This is a genomic window from Corynebacterium sp. HMSC074E01, assembly GCF_001808885.1.
In the GTDB taxonomy this organism is placed as follows: domain Bacteria; phylum Actinomycetota; class Actinomycetes; order Mycobacteriales; family Mycobacteriaceae; genus Corynebacterium.
On sequence record NZ_KV794821.1, the window covers coordinates 24191 to 42824 of the forward strand.

19 protein-coding genes are annotated in these 18634 nt (G+C 60.0%); 13 read left to right on the forward strand and 6 right to left on the reverse strand.

The annotated features are described in order from the left end of the window. Nucleotides 1-219: 219 nt before the first annotated feature. Genes HMPREF2537_RS01195 through trpA form a run of 6 tightly spaced genes read left to right on the forward strand, consistent with a single transcriptional unit; the run spans nucleotide 220 to nucleotide 6847 of the window. Nucleotides 220-1719 carry an anthranilate synthase component 1 gene (locus tag HMPREF2537_RS01195; protein ID WP_070524894.1) on the forward strand — a complete coding sequence of 500 codons (1500 nt, stop codon included), beginning with the start codon at nucleotides 220-222 and terminating at the stop codon, nucleotides 1717-1719. Next, on the forward strand, nucleotides 1716-2360 hold the full coding sequence (locus HMPREF2537_RS01200) for an anthranilate synthase component II (protein WP_070524896.1): 645 nt from the start codon (nucleotides 1716-1718) through the stop codon (nucleotides 2358-2360). The genes HMPREF2537_RS01195 and HMPREF2537_RS01200 overlap by 4 nt, the downstream gene beginning before the upstream one ends. After that, on the forward strand, nucleotides 2360-3397 hold the full coding sequence (gene trpD / locus HMPREF2537_RS01205) for an anthranilate phosphoribosyltransferase (protein ID WP_070524898.1): 1038 nt from the start codon (nucleotides 2360-2362) through the stop codon (nucleotides 3395-3397). The genes HMPREF2537_RS01200 and trpD overlap by 1 nt, the downstream gene beginning before the upstream one ends. After that, nucleotides 3375-4757, forward strand: coding sequence for a bifunctional indole-3-glycerol-phosphate synthase TrpC/phosphoribosylanthranilate isomerase TrpF (gene trpCF, locus HMPREF2537_RS01210; RefSeq protein WP_070524900.1), 1383 nt, complete (start codon nucleotides 3375-3377; stop codon nucleotides 4755-4757). Before trpD ends, trpCF begins: the two co-directional genes overlap by 23 nt. Before the next feature lie 45 nt (nucleotides 4758-4802). Continuing rightward, nucleotides 4803-6017, forward strand: a complete 1215-nt coding sequence (trpB, locus tag HMPREF2537_RS01215; RefSeq protein WP_070524902.1) for a tryptophan synthase subunit beta — start codon at nucleotides 4803-4805, stop codon at nucleotides 6015-6017. Further along, complete coding sequence (gene trpA / locus HMPREF2537_RS01220; protein ID WP_070524904.1) at nucleotides 6017-6847, forward strand: tryptophan synthase subunit alpha; 831 nt, start codon at nucleotides 6017-6019, stop codon at nucleotides 6845-6847. The genes trpB and trpA overlap by 1 nt, the downstream gene beginning before the upstream one ends. A 278-nt stretch (nucleotides 6848-7125) precedes the next feature. Here trpA and HMPREF2537_RS01225 read toward each other — a convergent pair whose 3' ends face one another. Both HMPREF2537_RS01225 and HMPREF2537_RS01230 read right to left on the reverse strand, forming a co-directional pair. Next, on the reverse strand, nucleotides 7126-8244 hold the full coding sequence (locus tag HMPREF2537_RS01225) for an HNH endonuclease signature motif containing protein (protein WP_246818763.1): 1119 nt from the start codon (nucleotides 8242-8244) through the stop codon (nucleotides 7126-7128). A gap of 440 nt (nucleotides 8245-8684) precedes the next feature. Beyond that, complete coding sequence (locus HMPREF2537_RS01230) at nucleotides 8685-9920, reverse strand: dicarboxylate/amino acid:cation symporter (RefSeq protein ID WP_070524906.1); 1236 nt, start codon at nucleotides 9918-9920, stop codon at nucleotides 8685-8687. Between the two features lie 157 nt (nucleotides 9921-10077). On the opposite strand from HMPREF2537_RS01230, the gene HMPREF2537_RS01235 reads away from it, so the two are divergent. The 5 genes from HMPREF2537_RS01235 (at nucleotide 10078) to HMPREF2537_RS01255 (ending at nucleotide 12761) form a co-directional block, all read left to right on the forward strand. Further along, on the forward strand, nucleotides 10078-10542 hold the full coding sequence (locus tag HMPREF2537_RS01235; protein WP_070524908.1) for an SdpI family protein: 465 nt from the start codon (nucleotides 10078-10080) through the stop codon (nucleotides 10540-10542). Nucleotides 10543-10763: 221 nt separating this feature from the next. After that, nucleotides 10764-10988: a hypothetical protein gene (locus tag HMPREF2537_RS01240; protein ID WP_070524909.1), complete on the forward strand. Its 225-nt coding sequence runs from the start codon at nucleotides 10764-10766 to the stop codon at nucleotides 10986-10988. 51 nt (nucleotides 10989-11039) lie between these two features. Then, a complete protein-coding gene (locus HMPREF2537_RS01245) occupies nucleotides 11040-11411 on the forward strand; it encodes a Rieske (2Fe-2S) protein (protein ID WP_070524911.1) in 372 nt (123 codons plus the stop codon). Nucleotides 11412-11486: 75 nt separating this feature from the next. Then, entirely contained in the window at nucleotides 11487-12446 is a 960-nt protein-coding gene (locus HMPREF2537_RS01250) for a bile acid:sodium symporter family protein (protein ID WP_070524913.1), read from the forward strand. Nucleotides 12447-12452: 6 nt separating this feature from the next. Continuing rightward, complete coding sequence (locus HMPREF2537_RS01255) at nucleotides 12453-12761, forward strand: hypothetical protein (RefSeq protein WP_070524915.1); 309 nt, start codon at nucleotides 12453-12455, stop codon at nucleotides 12759-12761. Here HMPREF2537_RS01255 and HMPREF2537_RS01260 read toward each other — a convergent pair. From HMPREF2537_RS01260 to HMPREF2537_RS01275, 4 genes are read right to left on the reverse strand one after another with little or no spacing between them, the layout of a single operon-like run. Further along, entirely contained in the window at nucleotides 12758-13090 is a 333-nt protein-coding gene (locus tag HMPREF2537_RS01260) for a branched-chain amino acid transporter permease (RefSeq protein WP_070524917.1), read from the reverse strand. The genes HMPREF2537_RS01255 and HMPREF2537_RS01260 overlap by 4 nt on opposite strands. Beyond that, on the reverse strand, nucleotides 13075-13791 hold the full coding sequence (locus HMPREF2537_RS01265; RefSeq protein WP_070524919.1) for an AzlC family ABC transporter permease: 717 nt from the start codon (nucleotides 13789-13791) through the stop codon (nucleotides 13075-13077). The genes HMPREF2537_RS01260 and HMPREF2537_RS01265 overlap by 16 nt, the downstream gene beginning before the upstream one ends. A 35-nt stretch (nucleotides 13792-13826) precedes the next feature. Continuing rightward, the gene (locus HMPREF2537_RS01270; protein WP_070524921.1) at nucleotides 13827-14426 is read right to left on the reverse strand and encodes a YqgE/AlgH family protein; all 600 of its coding nucleotides are present in this window, start codon (nucleotides 14424-14426) and stop codon (nucleotides 13827-13829) included. A 2-nt stretch (nucleotides 14427-14428) separates the two neighbouring features. Next, nucleotides 14429-15862: a CCA tRNA nucleotidyltransferase gene (locus HMPREF2537_RS01275; RefSeq protein ID WP_070524923.1), complete on the reverse strand. Its 1434-nt coding sequence runs from the start codon at nucleotides 15860-15862 to the stop codon at nucleotides 14429-14431. Between the two features lie 28 nt (nucleotides 15863-15890). Between HMPREF2537_RS01275 and HMPREF2537_RS01280 the strand changes: the two genes are divergently transcribed. Together HMPREF2537_RS01280 and HMPREF2537_RS01285 are read left to right on the forward strand one after the other, a co-directional pair. Next, complete coding sequence (locus HMPREF2537_RS01280) at nucleotides 15891-16493, forward strand: NUDIX hydrolase (protein ID WP_010188049.1); 603 nt, start codon at nucleotides 15891-15893, stop codon at nucleotides 16491-16493. Beyond that, nucleotides 16490-18631 (forward strand): hypothetical protein, encoded by a 2142-nt coding sequence (locus tag HMPREF2537_RS01285; protein WP_070524925.1) that lies wholly within the window; start codon nucleotides 16490-16492, stop codon nucleotides 18629-18631. Before HMPREF2537_RS01280 ends, HMPREF2537_RS01285 begins: the two co-directional genes overlap by 4 nt. The last annotated feature ends 3 nt before the right edge of the window (nucleotides 18632-18634 follow it).

Below are 18634 nucleotides of genomic sequence, written 5' to 3' on the forward strand. Positions count from 1 at the left end.
GGGCACGGGGGTACCCACACGCCCTTTATCTGTACGGCAGAAGGTATCGGTGTTAGAGTCAGTGATGTGAAGAACACATTTAACCTTTGGTGGTGGCGCGCGTAACCCGCGGGCCTCGTTGTTCTCCCATATTTAAGGCCCGCAGCTGCGGGCTTTTCGGCGTTTTGCTCTCTTGCGAAGCTCGCGGCAGCACACAAAATCGTTAAAGAAAGACACAGTATGCCGTTTACAGCCAAACGCGAGGTCAGGTACACACCCGACGCCAGCGCGCTCTTTTATGCCCTCGCCACACCGCAGGATTCCCTGCTCTTAGAATCCGCGGACATCGAGTCCAAGAAGAACCTCACCTGCATCGCCATCACCAAGGCAGCACTCAAGGTCGTATGCCGTGGCCAGGAGGTCACCGCAACGGCCTTAACGCCAGCCGGTCACCTACTCTTAGATGAGCTTCGTCAGGACTTCCGCTCCAGGATGAGGCAGAACGGTGAGGAGACCGCCACCTTTAGCTTTGAGCTCTCAACCGAGCACGATGAGCGCGCCCGCCTCCGCGCCACCTCAACCGCGGATATCCTTCGCACGCTGCAGTTTAGCCAGCTCTATTCCGGCGAATCGCTACCTTTCCTTGGTGGGGGATTCGCCTTCGACTACGTCGATACCTTCGAGGCACTGCCGCCGATTCCTGATGGCCCTAACGAATACCCCGACTATGAATTTCTCGTAGCCGAGCACGTCCTCACGGTGGACCACCTGACGCAGACGGCAAAGATTGAGGGGTGGGGCGTCGACAAGCACGCCCTCGAAGAGGAGCTCGACCGGGCCGCCGCCACCGAGCCCATCACCCCAGAGGCCCCGGCACCGCGCGAGACCATCAGCACCCACGCCTCGATTGATGACGCTGCTTTCCGCCGCCACGTCGAGCGCCTCCAGGGCAACGTCCATGCGGGCGATATCTATCAGGTCGTTCCTTCCCGCGCCTTTAGCCTCGAGTGCCCCGATGCTTTTGCCGCCTACCGCACGTTGCGTGAGACCAACCCCTCGCCGTACATGTTCTACGTGCGCGGTGCCGACCACGAGCTCTTCGGTGCCTCTCCGGAATCCAACCTCAAGTACACGGCCTCTGACCGGCAGGTACAGCTCTATCCGGTGGCCGGCACTCGACCGCGCGGTGCCACTCACGAGCTGGATATCCGCAATGAACTGGAGATGCGCACCGACTCCAAAGAAGTCTCGGAGCACATCATGCTCGTGGACTTAGCCCGCAACGACCTCGCCCGCGTCGCCGTCCCCGGCACCCGAAAGGTCGCCGACCTGCTCCAGGTGGACCGCTACTCGCGCGTCATGCACCTGGTTTCCCGGGTCGTCGCCACGCTGCACGAGGATTTCGACGCCCTCGACGCCTACCGAGCCTGCATGAATATGGGCACGCTCACCGGCGCTCCGAAGCTGCGCGCCATGGAGCTCATCCGCGAAACCGAAGGTACTCGCCGCGGCTCCTTCGGCGGAGCAATCGGCTACCTGCGCGGCGATGGCTCGATGGATAACTGCATCGTTATCCGTTCCGCCTATGTCAAGGATGGCACGGCCGTCGTCCAGGCCGGCGCGGGCGTCGTGCGCGATTCCGTCCCACAATCCGAGGCCGATGAAACGGTCCATAAGGCCTACGCGGTGCTCAACGCCATCGCCCAGGCACACAACGCATCTCTGGAGGTCATCCGATGAATCCGCACGTCGTCCTCATCGATAACCACGATTCCTTCGTCTATAACCTCGTCGATTCTCTCGCCGGCTATAACACCACCGTCTTCCGCAACACCGTGCCGGTGGAGGAGGTCCTCGCCGCCGAGCCCGACATCATCATCCTCTCGCCGGGGCCGGGCCATCCCCGCGACGCCGGATCGATGATGCAGCTTATCGACGCCTCCCTCGGCCGCATCCCCATCCTCGGCATCTGCCTGGGCTTTCAGGCGCTGCTCGAGCATTTCGGCGGCACGGTCGAAGCCTGCGGGCCGGTACACGGTTCTTCTGTGCCCATGACGCTGACCGACGCTGGCGCGAAGCACCCACTCTTCCAAGGGCTTACTACTGATTCCGAGCCAGATAACCCGGATTACGTGGGCCGCCTCGTCCCCGTTGCGCGGTATCACTCCTTGGGCTGTGCTCGCATTCCCGCCCAGATGCGCAGCCTCGCGGAGACGGAGACCGACATCGGCCCTGTCACGATGGCGGCGGAAACTCTCGACGGTATGGCCCTCGGCCTGCAGTTTCACCCGGAGTCGGTGCTCACTCCGACGGGACCAATCATGATCGAACGCTGCATCAAACAACTTTCTACTCAACCTACTATGGAGGCAATCAAGTAATGACAGACAATAAAGCACTAAAGACGCTGCAGGCATTCCTCGATATCTCCGAGCCGACCCTCGAGCAGGCTATCGAGGTTTTCACCCCACTGACGGTGGGGGAGTACGACGACATCCATATCGCCGCCCTCCTTACCCACATCCGCACCCGCGGGGAGACCTTCGCCGATGTCGCCGGCGCGGCCCGCGCCTTCCTCAACGCCGGCCGCCCCTTCCCGGTCACCGGCGAGGGGCTCATGGACACCGCGGGAACCGGCGGCGATGGCGCTAACACCATCAACGTCACCACCGGCGCTTCCCTCGTCGCCTCCGCCGGTGGGGTCAAGATGGTCAAGCACGGCAACCGCTCTGTCTCTTCCAAGTCTGGCTCAGCCGACGTCCTCGAGGCCCTCGGTATTCCGCTTGATCTCGATCCGGACCGCGCGGTCCGCCAGCTCGAGGCCTCGAATTTCACGTTCCTCTTTGCGCCGGCTTATAACCCGGCGGTTGCCCACGCGCAACCGGTGCGCAAAGGACTCGGGATTTCGACCCTCTTCAACACCATGGGCCCGCTGCTCAGCCCGGGCCGCCCGGAGTTCCAGATCATGGGCATCGCCAACCCCGAACAGGGTCAGCTCATTGCTGAGGTGTTCAAGGATCTTGGCCGCACACGCGCGCTCGTCGTCCACGGCGCCGGCACCGATGAGATCGCTGTCCACGGCACCACCCAGGTCTGGGAGCTTCGCGACGGCACCATAACCCACTACGAGCTCACCCCGGAGGACCTGGACATTTCCCGCCACGAGCTAACTGACCTCGCCGGCGGCAATGGCAAGGAAAACGCCGAGGCCCTGCGCGCCGTCTTCGCCGGCACCGGCAAGCCCGCCCACCATGATGCGATCGCCGCGACCGCCGGCGCGATGTTCTACCTCAATGGCACTACCGGCTCCATTCACGAGGGCGTTGTGCATGCTGACCAGCTCATCAAGGATGGCACCGTGGCTGCATGGCTGAAGAAGCACGAGGAGGCGAACTATGGCTCTGCCGACCGTGCTTGAGGGGATCGTCGCCAAGCGCCGCACGCACCTGCCCGCCATCCGTGAGCGCCTGGCACACGTGGATCTCGCTGCCCTCCCGCGCTCAGAACGTTCCTTCTACGATGCGCTCAACGGCACCAACCGTTTCATCATGGAGTGCAAGTCCGCCTCGCCATCGCTCGGGCTCATTCGGGAACATTATGAGCCTGGGGCCATCGCTCGCGTCTACTCGCGTTATGCCTCGGCTATCTCCGTCCTCTGCGAGCCTGATCGCTTCGGCGGCGACTATGACCACATGCAGACCGTAGCGCTGTCGACGCACCTGCCGGTGCTGTGCAAGGACTTCATCGTTGACCCGATCCAGATTTATGCCGCGCGTTATTTCGGCGCTGACGCTATTTTGCTCATGATGTCGATCGTCGATGACAAGACTTACGCGGAACTCAAGCAGCTCGCGGATTCCCTTGGACTTGATGTCCTTACCGAAGCCATCACCGAGAAGGAAGTCGCCCGCGCCACTGCCTTCGGCATTGACGTGATCGGAATCAATAACCGAAACCTCCACGACCTCAGCATCGATCTCACTCGCTCCGAGCGCCTTTCGCACCACGTGCCGTCTGGCAAGGTCATCGTCTCGGAGTCCGGTATCCGCGACAACCAAACCGTTCGCCGCCTGGGTTCTCACGCCAATGCTTTCCTCGTTGGCTCGCAGCTCACCGGCACACCTGACATCGACCGCGCCGCCCGTGAGCTTGTCTATGGCCACAACAAAGTTTGCGGCCTCACCTCGTGGTCTGCGGCCCAAGCCGCCCGCGCCGCCGGTGCGGTCTACGGTGGTCTCATCTTCGAAGAGGCATCGCCGCGCAATGTTTCACGTGAAACCGCGCTCGATATCATCGCTCATGAGCCCGACCTTAACTATGTCGCGGTCTCACGCCGCACTACCGGTTGGGAGGAACTGGCCCTCGACGGTATTTCCGCCCTGCAAATCCACGCGCCATACCAGGGGAGCACGAAGGCCGAGCTCGAACTCATTGAGTCCGTACGCGCAGCAGCGGGGGAGCGCCAGGTGTGGCGCGCCATCGACATGACGGCACCCCACGGCCCGGCCCTTGCCTCCGCGCTTGCCGACGCCGTCGACCTCCTCATCCTCGACTCCGGCACCGGGGGCACCGGCACCTCCTTCGACTGGACGTCTGTCCCGGACGAGGTCAAGGCAAAGTCACTTCTCGCTGGGGGCCTGAATCCAGAGAACCTCACCGAGGCTCTTCGCGTCGGCACCGCCGGATTGGACATTAACTCAGGAGTCGAAGTCAACGGTCGAAAGGACAGTGCGCTCATCGCCCAGGCCTTCCATACTATTCGTCACTTTACGTATTAATTCCCAACCCGAGCCCTAGCAACAGCCCGAGACAAAAGGACAATCATGACCAACGATCAGAACACCAGGGAGACCATTCTTCCCGCCTACTTCGGTGAGTTTGGCGGACAATTTGTTCCCGAATCACTCATTCCAGCACTCGACCAGCTCGAGCAAGCCTTTGTCGACGCCCAGAATGATCCGGCCTTCCGCGAGGAACTTGCCGGCTACCTACGGGACTATCTGGGCCGCCCTACGCCTCTCACCGAAGCGACCAAGCTTGGCGGAAAGGCACGCATCTTCCTTAAGCGTGAGGACCTCGTGCACGGCGGCGCTCACAAGACCAACCAGGTAGTCGGCCAAGCGCTCTTGGCCAAGCGAATGGGCAAGACCCGTATTATCGCGGAGACCGGCGCCGGCCAGCATGGCACGGCGACCGCCCTCGCTTGTGCGCTGCTTGACCTCGACTGCGTGATCTACATGGGCGCAAAGGATGTCGAGAGGCAGCAGCCCAATGTCTACCGCATGGAACTCATGGGCGCCAAGGTGGTGCCCGTGGATTCCGGCTCAGGAACCCTCAAGGATGCTGTCAACGAAGCTCTCCGTGACTGGACCGCGACGTTCCACGAGTCTCACTACCTCCTAGGCACCGCGGCCGGCCCTCACCCCTTCCCGACGATTGTTCGAGAATTCCACAAAGTCATTTCTGAAGAAGCCAAGGCCCAAATGCTGGAGCGCACTGGCGGGCTCCCCGACGTGGTCGTCGCCTGCGTCGGCGGCGGCTCCAATGCCATTGGCATGTTTGCGGATTTCATCGACGAGGAATCAGTCGAACTCGTCGGTGCCGAGCCTGGGGGAGAGGGCCTAGACTCCGGCCACCATGGCGCCACGATCAACAACGGCACCATTGGCATCCTCCACGGTGCCCGCTCCTACCTCATGCGCAATGCTGACGGGCAAGTTGAGGAATCCTATTCTATTTCTGCCGGCCTCGACTACCCGGGTGTAGGCCCACAACACGCCCACCTCGCACAGACCGGCCGAGCCACTTATGTCGGCATCACCGACGCCGAAGCACTCGAAGCCTTCCAGATTCTCAGCCGCCGGGAGGGCATCATCCCAGCTCTCGAATCCTCGCATGCCCTTGCCTATGCACTCAAGCGCAAAGATGAGGACATCACCATTCTCGTTTCCCTTTCTGGCCGCGGTGACAAGGACATCGACCACGTTCGCAGCACCCTCGACGCGCACCCCGAATTCCAGATCACGGAGGACAAGTAATGAGCCGCTACGAGAAACTTTTCTCCAGCCTCGCCGCCCGCAAGGAAGGGGCATTTGTCCCCTTCATCATGCTGAGCGATCCCAGCCCAGACACCGCTCTCGCCATTGTTCGCGCCGCTGTCGCCGGTGGTGCCGATGCGCTCGAGCTCGGCGTCCCCTTCTCCGATCCGGTCGCCGACGGCCCCACCATTCAGGCCTCCCATATCCGCGCACTTGCAGGCGGCGCGACGGTCGACTCCGCGATCGAACAAATCCGCCGCATCCGAAGCGAATTCCCCGACCTACCAATCGGCATGCTCATCTACGGAAACGTTCCCTTCACTCGCGGGCTAGAGACCTTCTACTCCGAGTTCCAGGAAGCGGGTGCCGATAGCATCTTGCTTCCCGACGTCCCCGTTCGCGAAGGCGCACCTTTCGTCGCCGCCGCCGAAAAAGCCGGAATTGACCCAATCTTTATCGCCCCGGCTCAAGCATCTGAACAGACTCTCCAGGGAGTGGCTCAGTACTCCAAGGGATATATCTACGCTATCTCGCGCGACGGCGTCACTGGCACCGAGAAGGAGTCAGAAACCCGCGGGCTCGATGAAGTGGTGAATAACGTGAAGCGCTTCGGTGGAGCGCCGATTCTTCTTGGGTTCGGTATCTCGACGCCTCAGCACGTCGCCGACGCAATCGCCGCCGGCGCAGCTGGTGCAATCACCGGTTCCGCTTTAACGAAGATTGTCGACGCCCACCTCGACGAAGAAGGCCGCCCCGCCGACGGGCTCGCCACTGCGGTCACCGACTTTGTCTCCAAGATGAAGGCCGCTACCAAACATACGGAATCCTAAACAAGCTTTCTAGGCACCCTTCTGGACGCCTTTTCGGGCAACCATGACTAGGAGCGCCCCAGACTAGTCAACTCACCTCGGCCTCTTCCATCACCTCGTCCGCCGCCGCGCATCGCGATGGAAGGGGCCGTTTCACGTGAAACTACGCACTGTCCGCGTGCGCTAACCTGATGACTACCGACGTCGAAATAGGTAACAACCCGTGGAGCCTAATCCATGTCCCTCCAGATGCCTCCTCACTTCCCCGTGCGTTCCTAACAACTTCCGACCCTAGACCCCTAGAAGGGGATATCCTCGTGCCCACTCGAGTAACGATCTGCTGGGTCCGTCCTGTCGAATATTTCGACCATTTCACCGCCGTCCAGCTCCACCTTCAAGGCTTTTGCTTCTTCGTGCATCTTCCGACGGTGAGAAATGACATCCTCCGCAATGGTTCGCGCCCACACCTTTGACGCCGGAGCCAGGGGGCCAGTTGCCTCGGTCACCGCCCAGGTTCCGTCCTCAAACAACCACACAACGTCACCGGTAACTGGGTCTAGGATATAGAAGGCCCGCCCATCAGTTTTCATGTTGTGGTGGTGCTGGCAAAGAGCAACCAAATTGGATGCATGCGTCTGGCCACCATCGGAATAGTTGATCCGATGGTCCAATTGGCAAGTCCATGCTGGACGATTACAGCCGGGGGCGCGACAAGTCCCGTCGCGCCCCTCGACATACTTTCGTGTGACATCTGAAGGCTGGTAACCCTTGCACGGTTCTGGAGCATCACTAAAGTCGCGCGCCACTGTCTTCGACGCCGGGACTCCTTCGCCGGCCCATCCATGTCCTTGGACGTAAACTGGGGCTCCTTCCACATCCGTGGCTTTGTATTCATGCACGACCACCTTTCCTACCTCAGGTTTGATTTTGCCCGTAATGAGGAGGATCAAGGCATCCGCCATTGAGACGTCGTGCTCTTTAGCGGCCAACTTGATGGTTTCGTGGATGACGATGCCGACATTGCTGTCTACCTCAAGTTCAATCGAGGCACGCTCTCCGCGAGTGAGGAGCGAGTAGCGATTCTTCCTCCGACTGTCTCGGAAGGCGATTGAATCATCTAAGACCTTCGCAATGTCACGCACCTTGCGCCGGATCTTATCTGCGCTTGGGAAAAGTTGGTTCGGCTTAGTCGGCGTTAACCACGCCGCCAATTGACTATCAATCTCGGCAACAACTGATGAAATAGGGTTTCCGAGCTTTGCCATTACTTGATCGATAGCGACCAAGGCCTGCATGTCAAGCAAGAACTCAGCGTCTTGCAAAGCCTTTACCTTCGGCAACTCATTGAGACGAATGAGTCCCATAACATTCCGCGCCACATGGGCAAGAGACTTTCCTGTCTTTTGCCCAATGCGCATGAAGGCAGTACCTGAGTCTGCATCGAGCGGTGGTTGGACACTGGACCAAAACTCGTACTCTATTCTCCGCATCAGTTGGCCCGCCTTGCAATCAGGATCGTGCGGGTTTGAGTGAGAGAAGTACGCGGTAGGTATTGACGTTGAAGAGTTTGTTGTGGTTCCCATGGGTAGTTGCACCCCCTAAACTAGCCGAACAATGACGTCCCCACGCCCACCTATAGAATACCTGTTCGAACGAGAGCCCGCAAGGGTTAACTAAAATCTTTCCACCGAGGGCTCCCCAGTCACGGAAGGCGGTTGCGCAACTAGCGAAGGAACTATTCGGGCAAACAAAAGTCCCCCTCCCAGAGCCCGCGTTCCAGAAGGTTGGTCTCGGTAAATAGACCACCGAAGTGAAGCGGGCTAGGGGAGAGGGAAGCTATCAGCGTTTCACGTGAAACTTAGGCTGTGGCGGCCTCCTCGTTGGCGGCAGAGGAGTCAACTTCAGCTTCCAAGCCTTCGATCTTGTCCCGTGCGAAGCGGTCAACGATCATCGCAATAGCGCCGTCGCCAGTAACGTTCGCAGCAGTACCAACAGAGTCGATGGCAATGTAGGCAGCAATCATCAATGCCACCATCGAATCATCGAAGCCCATATTGGCCTGCAACAGACCCACAGCGACCATCACAGCACCACCCGGAACGCCAGGGGCAGCGATCATCATAATGCCAAGAAGAAGAATGAATCCGAGAGCCTTACCCAAATCAGCTTCCATACCGTCAGCCATGAACACGATCGCAAAGGCATATAGAGTCAGCTTGATCATCGAACCGGAGAGGTGAATGGTCGCGCAAAGGGGGATAACGAAGCCAGCAACAGGCTTGGAAATCCCATTCTTCAAAGTGGCATCCAAGGTAACCGGAATCGTAGCCGCCGAGGAGGATGTACCCAGCGCCGTGAAGTAGGCCGGTGCCATGTTCTTCAAAGCGCTGAACGGATTCTTACCTGCGATGGCACCAGCAATGACGTATTGGAGCACAAGGTAAACCAAGGTCATCACAACTGCGAGTAAGAGTACCTTCGTGAAGGCGATCAGAACCGTGCCGATGTTTCCGTTCATGCCCAGCGAGAGGAACATACCGAAAATGTAGATCGGCAGAAGTGGGATAACGAAGCCCCAGATCACCTTGATGACAACGTTTTCGAATTCCTTGGTAATCGCATAGAGATTGTCGGATTTCACAGTGGTCATGGCCACGCCAATGCAGAAGGACAGAAGTAGGGCCGTCATCACCTCAAATGGTGCTGGCATCTCAACAGTGAAATAGGGCTCGAGTGCACCAGCATCGATGTCGGATACCTCGGTATTGAGCGTTTGCCCAGCCAGCAAAGTGGGGTACAGGGCCTGGGTCAGACCATACGCAACAAGGCCCGCCACGATGGTTGAGCCATAGGCAATTCCTGCAGTAATGCCCAGCCACTTGCCGGCACCCCGCCCGAGGCCGGCAATTGCCGGAGCCACGAGCGCAAGAATAAGAATGGGGATGAAGAAGCCGAGGAAGTTTGAGAACAGGCCGTTATATGTGGCGAAAGCCCTGCCAAACCACTCTGGGGCAAACTGGCTAACGATGATGCCCAAAACTATCGCGACGATAACCTTGAACAACAGAGAGTTGAGAACACTCTTAAATGTCATGATTGAGTCTTTTCTATGGTTGCTACCACGTCGGTTTTCTCGCTCGATGATAAGTACATTAATATCTACCAAGCGACACGAAATGTATAATACAGCAGGATGCGAATAATTTGAACTGGCTTTCTCGCCAGCTAGGAAGCGGGATAGACTAAGGGGCATGCTCGTAGTCGGAATCATTTTCCTCATCTTGGCCGCGGTACTTATTATCGTCGGCGGCCTTGCCACGCTCCGTAAGCTTCCTGGAAATAGCGTCGTTGGTTTACGCCTGGCCGAGATCCGCAAATCTAAAGAAGCCTGGGATAACGCCCACGCTGTCGCGGGCCCGTTCTGGTTCTTGGGCGGCGTCGCTTTAGTATTCGGCGGCATCATCGCACTGCGCGCCGAGGGATGGATGTGGCTGATTCCTGCACTCACGTTCGTCGTAGCGATCCTCGCGCTCTCCATCGGTTCCAACATGGGTGCCCGCGCAGCCTACCTGTGGGACCAGGCACACAAGGAGGATGAGGGTTGTGGTGATTCCTGCAACTGCGGCGATGGCGGGTGCGGGGGAGAAGCGCCGACAGTCGACGTCTCCGCGGCCCGCGCAGCTGCGGAACGTGCCGACAACGTGAACAATGACTAGCACTGTCATTATGGCACAGTGACGTAATAGGTACGCGTAATGACGTTTCCCCCATTTCGTAACAACTAAATTAATACTTGGTCACGCCAACAGTGGGAAACTCTACTGTTGGCGTGACCTTTTTAATTATCCTGTGTCCGCACTGGGAACCACGCACCAACTCAATGGAAGGATGGCGCGGCACAGTGAATGTTCACTATCGACGGCGCACCATGGATCCCATGAACAAGAGGAAGAATATTCGCGCGCTTAAAATCATCGCTGCAGCTGCGTTCAGTTTCACCATTCTTGGCGCGGGAGCGACCTATGCGTTCGCAGGCGATAGCCGCGGCGTGCGCAACGTAGCTGGAACCATCTATAGCGATGTCGGCACAACCTACGGCGCCTACGATTTCAGCGGCAGTAGGGAAGAAGAGCTGCCCTTGTGGGATGGCAATCTCAGCTAGCAATTCAACACGGTCCCCACCAAAGGCGGGGAATCAGATAGAGTAAACCACATGACTACGTGTTCGCGCCGCCTCTTCCTGCTTGGTACCGCCACAACCTTTGCCGGAGCTTACCTCGCTGCTTGCGGCAAGGAGCCCTCGGCGGAGATCGCTGCCACGGAAATCCCCGTTGGCTCAGCCATCATTGTGGACAAGGTGATCTTCGCACAACCTACCGAGGGCGAATTCAAGGCATATTCGCAAACTTGCCCGCACCAGGGCTCCCTCATTACGAAAATTGAGGGCATGACCGCCACCTGCACGAGCCACTACTCCAGCTTTGATCTCAGTAATGGCGAGGTCACCGGCGGCCCCAGCCCCAAGCCGCTCACGGAATATGGCGTGGAAACCAACGGCGGAACAATCAAGAACGTCACCGCCTAGGACAATCCCCGCGGCCTCACGAGGCTAAAGCGGTGTTTCACGTGAAACAGTGGGTGCGGGTCTACACTCTCTTATATGCTTGAGCGCCTGAAAAGACTCGACCCCCTCATTGTCCTCATCCTCTGCGCCGTCACGCTCGCGATCGTTTTCCCCGCGCGGGGGAGTTTTGCGGAAAGCTTCGATGTCCTCACCAACATCGGAATCGCTCTCCTCTTCTTCCTCTACGGCGCGCGACTCTCAACGCGCGAAGCCATCAACGGCATCAAGCATTGGAAGCTTCACCTGACCATTCTGGTATTCACCTTCGTGGTTTACCCAGTCATCGGCCTTGTTCTCCGGCCACTCACCTCCTTCATCCCGACCGACCTCTACTTGGGAATCCTTTACCTGACGCTCGTGCCGTCCACAGTGCAGTCTTCGGTGGCCTTCACGTCAATCGCCCGCGGAAACGTTCCCGGCGCAATTGTCTCCGCGTCCGCATCGAATCTGGCCGGCGTCTTCCTCACGCCCCTACTGGTCATGGCGCTCATGGGTGCCGGCGACGGGATCCACATCGATGGCTCAGTATTCCTTGAGATCTCAATCCTCCTGCTCCTTCCCTTCGTGCTCGGCCAACTTACTAGAAAATGGGTAGGGAATTTCGCAGCCAGTAAAGCCACGAAAGTAGTAGACCGCGGCTCCATCGCGATGGTGGTGTATGCCGCCTTTTCAAAGGGAATGGTGGACGGGATATGGGCGTCGATTAGCGTCTGGCAGATCCTTTTCCAGATTGCATTCTCAACTGTGTTCGTCTTCTTCATGCTCTGGCTGACCAAAGTGGTGAGCAGAAAGCTGGGCTTCGACCGAGAAGACACCATCGCCATCCAGTTCTGCGGTTCGAAAAAGTCCTTGGCCACGGGCCTTCCCATGGCATCGGTCATCTTTGCCTCTGGCGGTACCTCTCTGGGGCTGCTCATCCTCCCGCTCATGATCTACCACCAAGTGCAGCTTATGATTTGCGCGTCTATGGCGGCTCGCTACGCGCGGGTAGAGTGAGAGCACATGAAAAAGCTTTACGTTCGCACCACCATGACTGTCCCAGAGGTCGGCACCGCCATCCATATCGCAGAACTTGAGGAGATTAACGGGGAAGCCTGCTCGATGCTGCGCATGATCGCGCTCGCGCCGAATGACGCCATCGTCGGCGCCGCAACCCCGACCGCCTCCGTGGGTGATGCCAACATCCCCCAGCAAGTAGTGCCACACCCCGATACCTACGATAAGTTCCCCGACATCGACGCCGAGCTTATCGACGCCTTCCAGTTCCACTCCCTGTGGACAGAGGCCATCGCCCTGTACGGCGACTTTTAAAGCACCAAGTTCACCAACACCATGTACACGGCCGTTCCACCAAAGATGGACAAGCCGGAATTGCGGCGCCAGAGGTGCAGCACGGCAGTAGCCGCTGCACCGACGAGGGGAGCCACCACGCTTCCCGTGTCTTGAGTCTGACTAAACAAGGTATAGACCACCAGAACAGTCATCACACCCACGGGCATAGTGAACCCCAGCATGCTGATGAACTGGCTTCCTTTAAGCGCTTTGACGAATCCGAAAGGCAGCCAACGCAAAAGAACGGTCACTACCCCCACAGGAATCAAAACTGCGAGGATGCTCCCTAGGGTTACTCCGACTGGCAAGACGGCTCCCTCCGTAGAATCATCGCGCTATCGATACGCGGGGAAAAGTAGCGCACCACCAAGAGCAGGAAGTAGGCACTCAGCGCCACCATGAGTAGCTGATCGGGGAAAAGGAATCCCGCGAGGACGCCCAGGACCGCCGCGGACAGGGGAAGCGAGTAGTCCTTGTTGTTCTGGAAGGAGTCAATCGCCAGGACGATGAACAAGGCGACGAGGGCGAAATCCAGGCCCTTCACCGAGGGCGGAATAGCCTGGCCGGCCAGCGCACCAATGATGCCCGAAACAACCCACAGCACCTGGCAGAAAAGCTGCACGGTGAAGACAAATGCACCGCTCGGGCGCGAACCGCGGGGAAGGGCGGAGAGGACGGCATAGGATTCGTCGGTCAGCGCGTACGTGGAATAGGCGCGGCCGAAACGATTCCGAATCTCATCGCGTGGAAAGGTCAACCCATAGAAGATGTGGCGGAAGTTCACCATGAAACCCGTCAGCGCGGAAACGGCGGGCGTCACGCCACCGGTCACCATGGAAATGGCGAGGAATTCCATCGAGCCGGCGTAAATAACGATGGAAAAGATGGGGGTCCACCACCAGTCGAAACCGGTCTGAACCATGAGCACGCCGAAGGCGAGGCCCAGCGGCACCACCCCCACGGCGATGGGCATGCAGGTCCGTATTGCCTTGATGATCTCCGCACGCATGGCAGAGATGTTAGCGCAGAGGGTGAAGAGGAACTCTAATTATCTTCATCGATATAGCGCGGGAAGGTGGCAAACAACGGCAGGGGCATGGCTTGGCGGCGCATGACGTCTGACCACGTGTCTGTCGATCCGGAGGAGACCACGTCTTGGGGCAGAGCGGGGGCCACGTACCACTCACCGCGATCGATTTCCTCATCGAGTTCGCCCGGTCCCCACTCGAAATGCCCGGCAAAAAGGCGCATGCCCTCCACTAATTCGGTGACGGCATCCGGACCGACGCGCAGATCGACGAGAGCCACGCGCGGGGCGAGACGGCTCAACGAAGGCTGCTTCTCGATGTCGACGCCCTGCTTGGTCAACGCCACACCAATGGCCGCCTGCTGGTCGTGCGGACCACCGATATAAAGAGCCTGCGGCTTAGCCACAACGGGTAGCCACTCCGGCATGACGTTGAAAACGGCGACTTCGGAGCGTTTAGTCAGGTCCACGCCATAGGTACGCCCAGCATGCTGTTCGGTGATGAGGATGACGGAGCGATTGTAATGGGGCGCAAGGACGTCGGGAGCCGCCACGAGAAGCTGGCCAGGGGCGGGATCGTTGCGCTCAAGGGCGTTGAAGAGTCTGTCTGCGTACATCCCTATCTAGAATTCCACCACTCGCGCAGCTTCGCAATAGCAACTTCGCGCTCCAGAGGGCCTTCCTCGAGGCGCAGCTCCTTGAGGTAAGACCAGGCCTTGCCCACCTCGGGACCGGGCTCAAGGCCGAGTATCTCCATAATCTCGTTGCCGTCGAGATCGGGACGTACGCGAGCGAGATCCTCCTTGGCGGCGATATCCGCGATGCGTTCCTCCAGCTGATCGTAGGTGCGCTGCAGGCGGCGGGCCTTGCGCTCATTACGGGTAGTGCAATCGGCGCGCACAAGCTTGTGCAGGCGCGGGAGGAGATCACCGGCATCGGTGACATAGCGGCGCACGGCGGAATCGGTCCACTGGCCATCGCCGAAACCGTGGAAACGCATGTGCAGGTAGACCAGCTGGCCGATGTCCTCCGTCGTTGCCTTGGGGAATTTCAGCTTGCGCAGACGCTTGCGGGTGAGCTTCGCACCCACGACTTCGTGGTGGTGGAAGCTGACCTTGCCGTCGGTAGTGTCACGGGTATCCGGCTTGCCAATGTCATGGAGCAGCGCCGCCCACCGCAGAATCAGGTCGGGACCGTCCTCTTCCTGGTCCATGGCCTGGCGCAACACGGTGAGCGAGTGCGCGTACACGTCCTTGTGCTGCGCGTGCTCGTCAGGGGCCATGCGCAATGCCGGGATCTCCGGAAACACATAGTCCGCAATACCGGAGTCAACGAGCAGGTCAATACCCTTCCACGGCGCGACGCCGCAGATGAGCTTGTTGAGCTCCACCTGCACGCGCTCCACGGTGATGCGCTGGATTTCAGCGGCCATGTCCTTCATGGCATCGCGCACGCGCTGGGCGACCTCAAACTCCAACTGCGCCGCAAACCGCGCAGCACGAAGCATGCGGAGGGGATCATCGTGGAAAGAAATCTCCGGAGCATCCGGGGTATCGAGAATGCGGTTCGCTAGGTCGTCGAGGCCACCCATCGGATCGTGGAATTCACGGGTGCCGTCCGGCCGCAGCTCGATGGCCATGGCATTGACCTTGAAATCGCGGCGCACGAGATCACCCTCGAGGGTATCGCCGTACATGACCTCGGGGTTGCGGGACTGCCCGTCATAGCTATCTGAGCGGAAAGTCGTGATCTCAATCTGCTGGCCCTTATAGGCCGCCGAAACCGTGCCGAAGTCAATGCCGGTATCCCACACGGTCTCCGCCCACTCTTCGAGAATGGAATAGACCACATCGGGCCGAGCCGGAGTGGTGAAGTCGAGATCGTTGCCCAAACGGCCAAGTAGGGCATCGCGGACGGAGCCGCCAACGAGGTAGAGGGGGGCGTCGTGAAGCGCAAAGCGCTCCACCAGGCCGCTTAAGAGGCCACTGAGCCGGCTGACGGTAGCGTCCGCGCGGGCAAGAACGCCGATTAGCTGAGTGTCCTGAAAATTCACGGATCGAAGTCTACTACGATTAGCAGGGATGACTAAGAACACGCCAGGGTCCAAACGCCGCCGCCGGCGGGGCGCGGGCCACCGGAACCACCGCACGGGACGCCCCCAGCGCACGTCCACCAACCGCATGACCACGCGGGATGAGACCTCCGCCGGCGGACTCGTCGTGTCCGGATTGGCGGAGGCCGTCGACGAAGACGGCAACGTAGACCTGTCCCAGATCTATGTGGCGCTCATCGGCAGGTTGGACCGCCGCGGGCGCCTGCTGTGGTCCATGCCGAAGGGGCATGTGGAAAATGGCGAAGCCAAGGAGCTCACCGCTGAGCGCGAGGTCTGGGAGGAGACGGGAATCCACGGCAAGGTCTTCGCAGACCTCGGCATGATTGATTATTGGTTCGTCTCCGATGGCGTGCGCATTCACAAGACCGTGCACCACCACCTGCTGCGTTTCGTGGACGGCATCATGAATGACGAGGATCCCGAGGTCACGGAGGTGTCCTGGATCCCGGTCTCCGAGCTCATCGAGCACTTGGCCTATGCGGACGAACGCAAGCTGGCTCGCATTGCCCACGACCTCCTCCCGGATCTCGCGCGAAAGGAAGCTGCCGCAGGAAAGGCGACCCCACGGTGAGGTGGCGCGCAGCGGCGGCCATCGCGGCGCTGGCGGTGGGCTGCGCCGTCCCCGTGGCCCAGGCACAAACTCCCGAAACTGGGATCACTGACTCCCACTATTGGCTCGGCTCCCGCGGTCCCGACGAGCTGGAGCTCAGCCTGCTCAGCGCAACGGAGGCGCGGGTAGGGGAGACGCTCAAGCTACAACTGCGCATCCACAACCCAACCGAGAGCGCCGTTGATGACTTGCAGATAACCTCCAGGCGCAGCACTGCCGTGAACTCCACCACCCAGGCCCGCCAAGAGCTCGCTGCGGGATCCTTTCCTTATTATGGGGCGACACTCAGCGCAGGAAAGCTTGAACCGGGGGAGAGCCGCGAGCTGACCGTGGAAGTTCCCACCGCATTGGGCGAGGACTCCACGCTCGCCATCACGGAACCTGGCGCCTACCCGCTCCTGTTCACGCTCACCGGCACCCGCGACGGCCAGGCTGCCAGTTTCGCGGAGGAGCGGACAATCCTGGATTTCCAAGGAGAAGAAACGGCTCCCGAAGACGAGGGCGAGCATTCCTTTTCCTTGGTCTATCCCGTCACCGCCGAGGTAGATGTGGTGCCGGGGGATACCGGTGGCGAGGAGCTCATCCTGGAAAGCGAGCAGCTGGCTGAGCAGCTCTCCCCGGGCGGGCGGCTCGATCAGCTGCTCGATGCATACCTGCAGCATGATCTGCACGGTTCCGGCTGTATGGCCTTGGACCCCGCGCTTGTCAACGCCGCCGACCGCATGTCCGCCGGCTACACCGTCAACGAGACACGCCCCTCCACAGCCAAACACCCCACACGCCTGCGCGATTCCTGGTTCAGCAGCGCCGATTCCGATCGTGGCACGCCCGGCGCGGGTGCCCGAGACGCCGCCGCGTGGCTGGAGAAGCTCAAGAAGGTGGACTGCCGCATGCTCATGCCGTGGGCTAACGCAGACACCGATGCCGTGGCCCAAGTTGGCAACGAATGGCTCACCCACGAGGCCGTCGAGCAAGGCGCCGACACCATCGAGCGCATCCTCGGTGCCCCGCTCAGCACGCAGCTCACCGCACCTGCCTCTGGGACGAGCGAGCATGCGATGTCCGTTCCGCTGTTGGTGGCGGATAATTCCGAGTGGGCAGGCAAGGCCGCCACCTTCGATGCCTCTCTCGGCGCACTCTTGGCCCAAACCGGGTCGAAGCCGCAAACCACCGGGTACTCCAACCCGGAGCTGCGCTACGACTTCTCGATCGATTCGGAGCAGGCGAGGGCGCTGACGGCGGGGGCGTCGATAAGCGTGGCGTCTGCACAAGAGGAGACCGTGGCCAAACTGCCGAATTACCAGGACCCTGCCGCTGCACGTGCGGTGATGGAAGCAGCGCAGCGGCTCCTCGATTCTGGGCGCCTCCAACCCCGCCCCGTTACCGCGCTAGAGGTGGAGGAGGGCAATGGGAGTCCCGGCAGCCCCTACCCGGACCCTTCAGCATTTCACGACGCCGAGATCACACAGGTCACACAGCAGGCGCGCTATACCGACGAGCTGATGTCCATCATGGTCAACGACCCTAGTATTGCCATGACGCGCTACGACTTCACGGCGCCCCTGCGCCACGATCTGCTCACGGCCCTCAGCGCGACCGGCCGCTCAAGCCTGCACGGTTTTCCGACTTCGGTGACGCAGAGCCGCTCCCGGCTGGAGAAGAACGCGGATATGCTTCGCGAGCTCCGCGCCTCCGTATCTCTCATCCCACCGGGCAACGTGTATACCCGCGTCTCAGAGTCATCGCCGCTGCTCATCGTGGCAGAAAACGGCCTGCCGCTGCCTGTCGACGCCCACTTGGCTTATGACGCCCCCGACGGCGCCACGTTGAACACGCAGAACATGATTCACATCCCGGCCAAGGGATCCATTACCGTGTCCATGACCGCTGACCTGCCCAGCAATGCTGACCAGATGTCGCTGCGCCTGTGGCTAGCAACACCATCTGAGCACCTGATTTCGGATCCAATCGACATCACGGTGCAGACGCGTGCCGGTATCGTTAGCGTCTATGGAGTCGGCGCGATCGCCGCGCTCGCCCTCGTCCTAGCTGCACTGTTCCGGCTGGGTAAGCGGAAGAAAAAGAAGTCTCACGGATAGTTT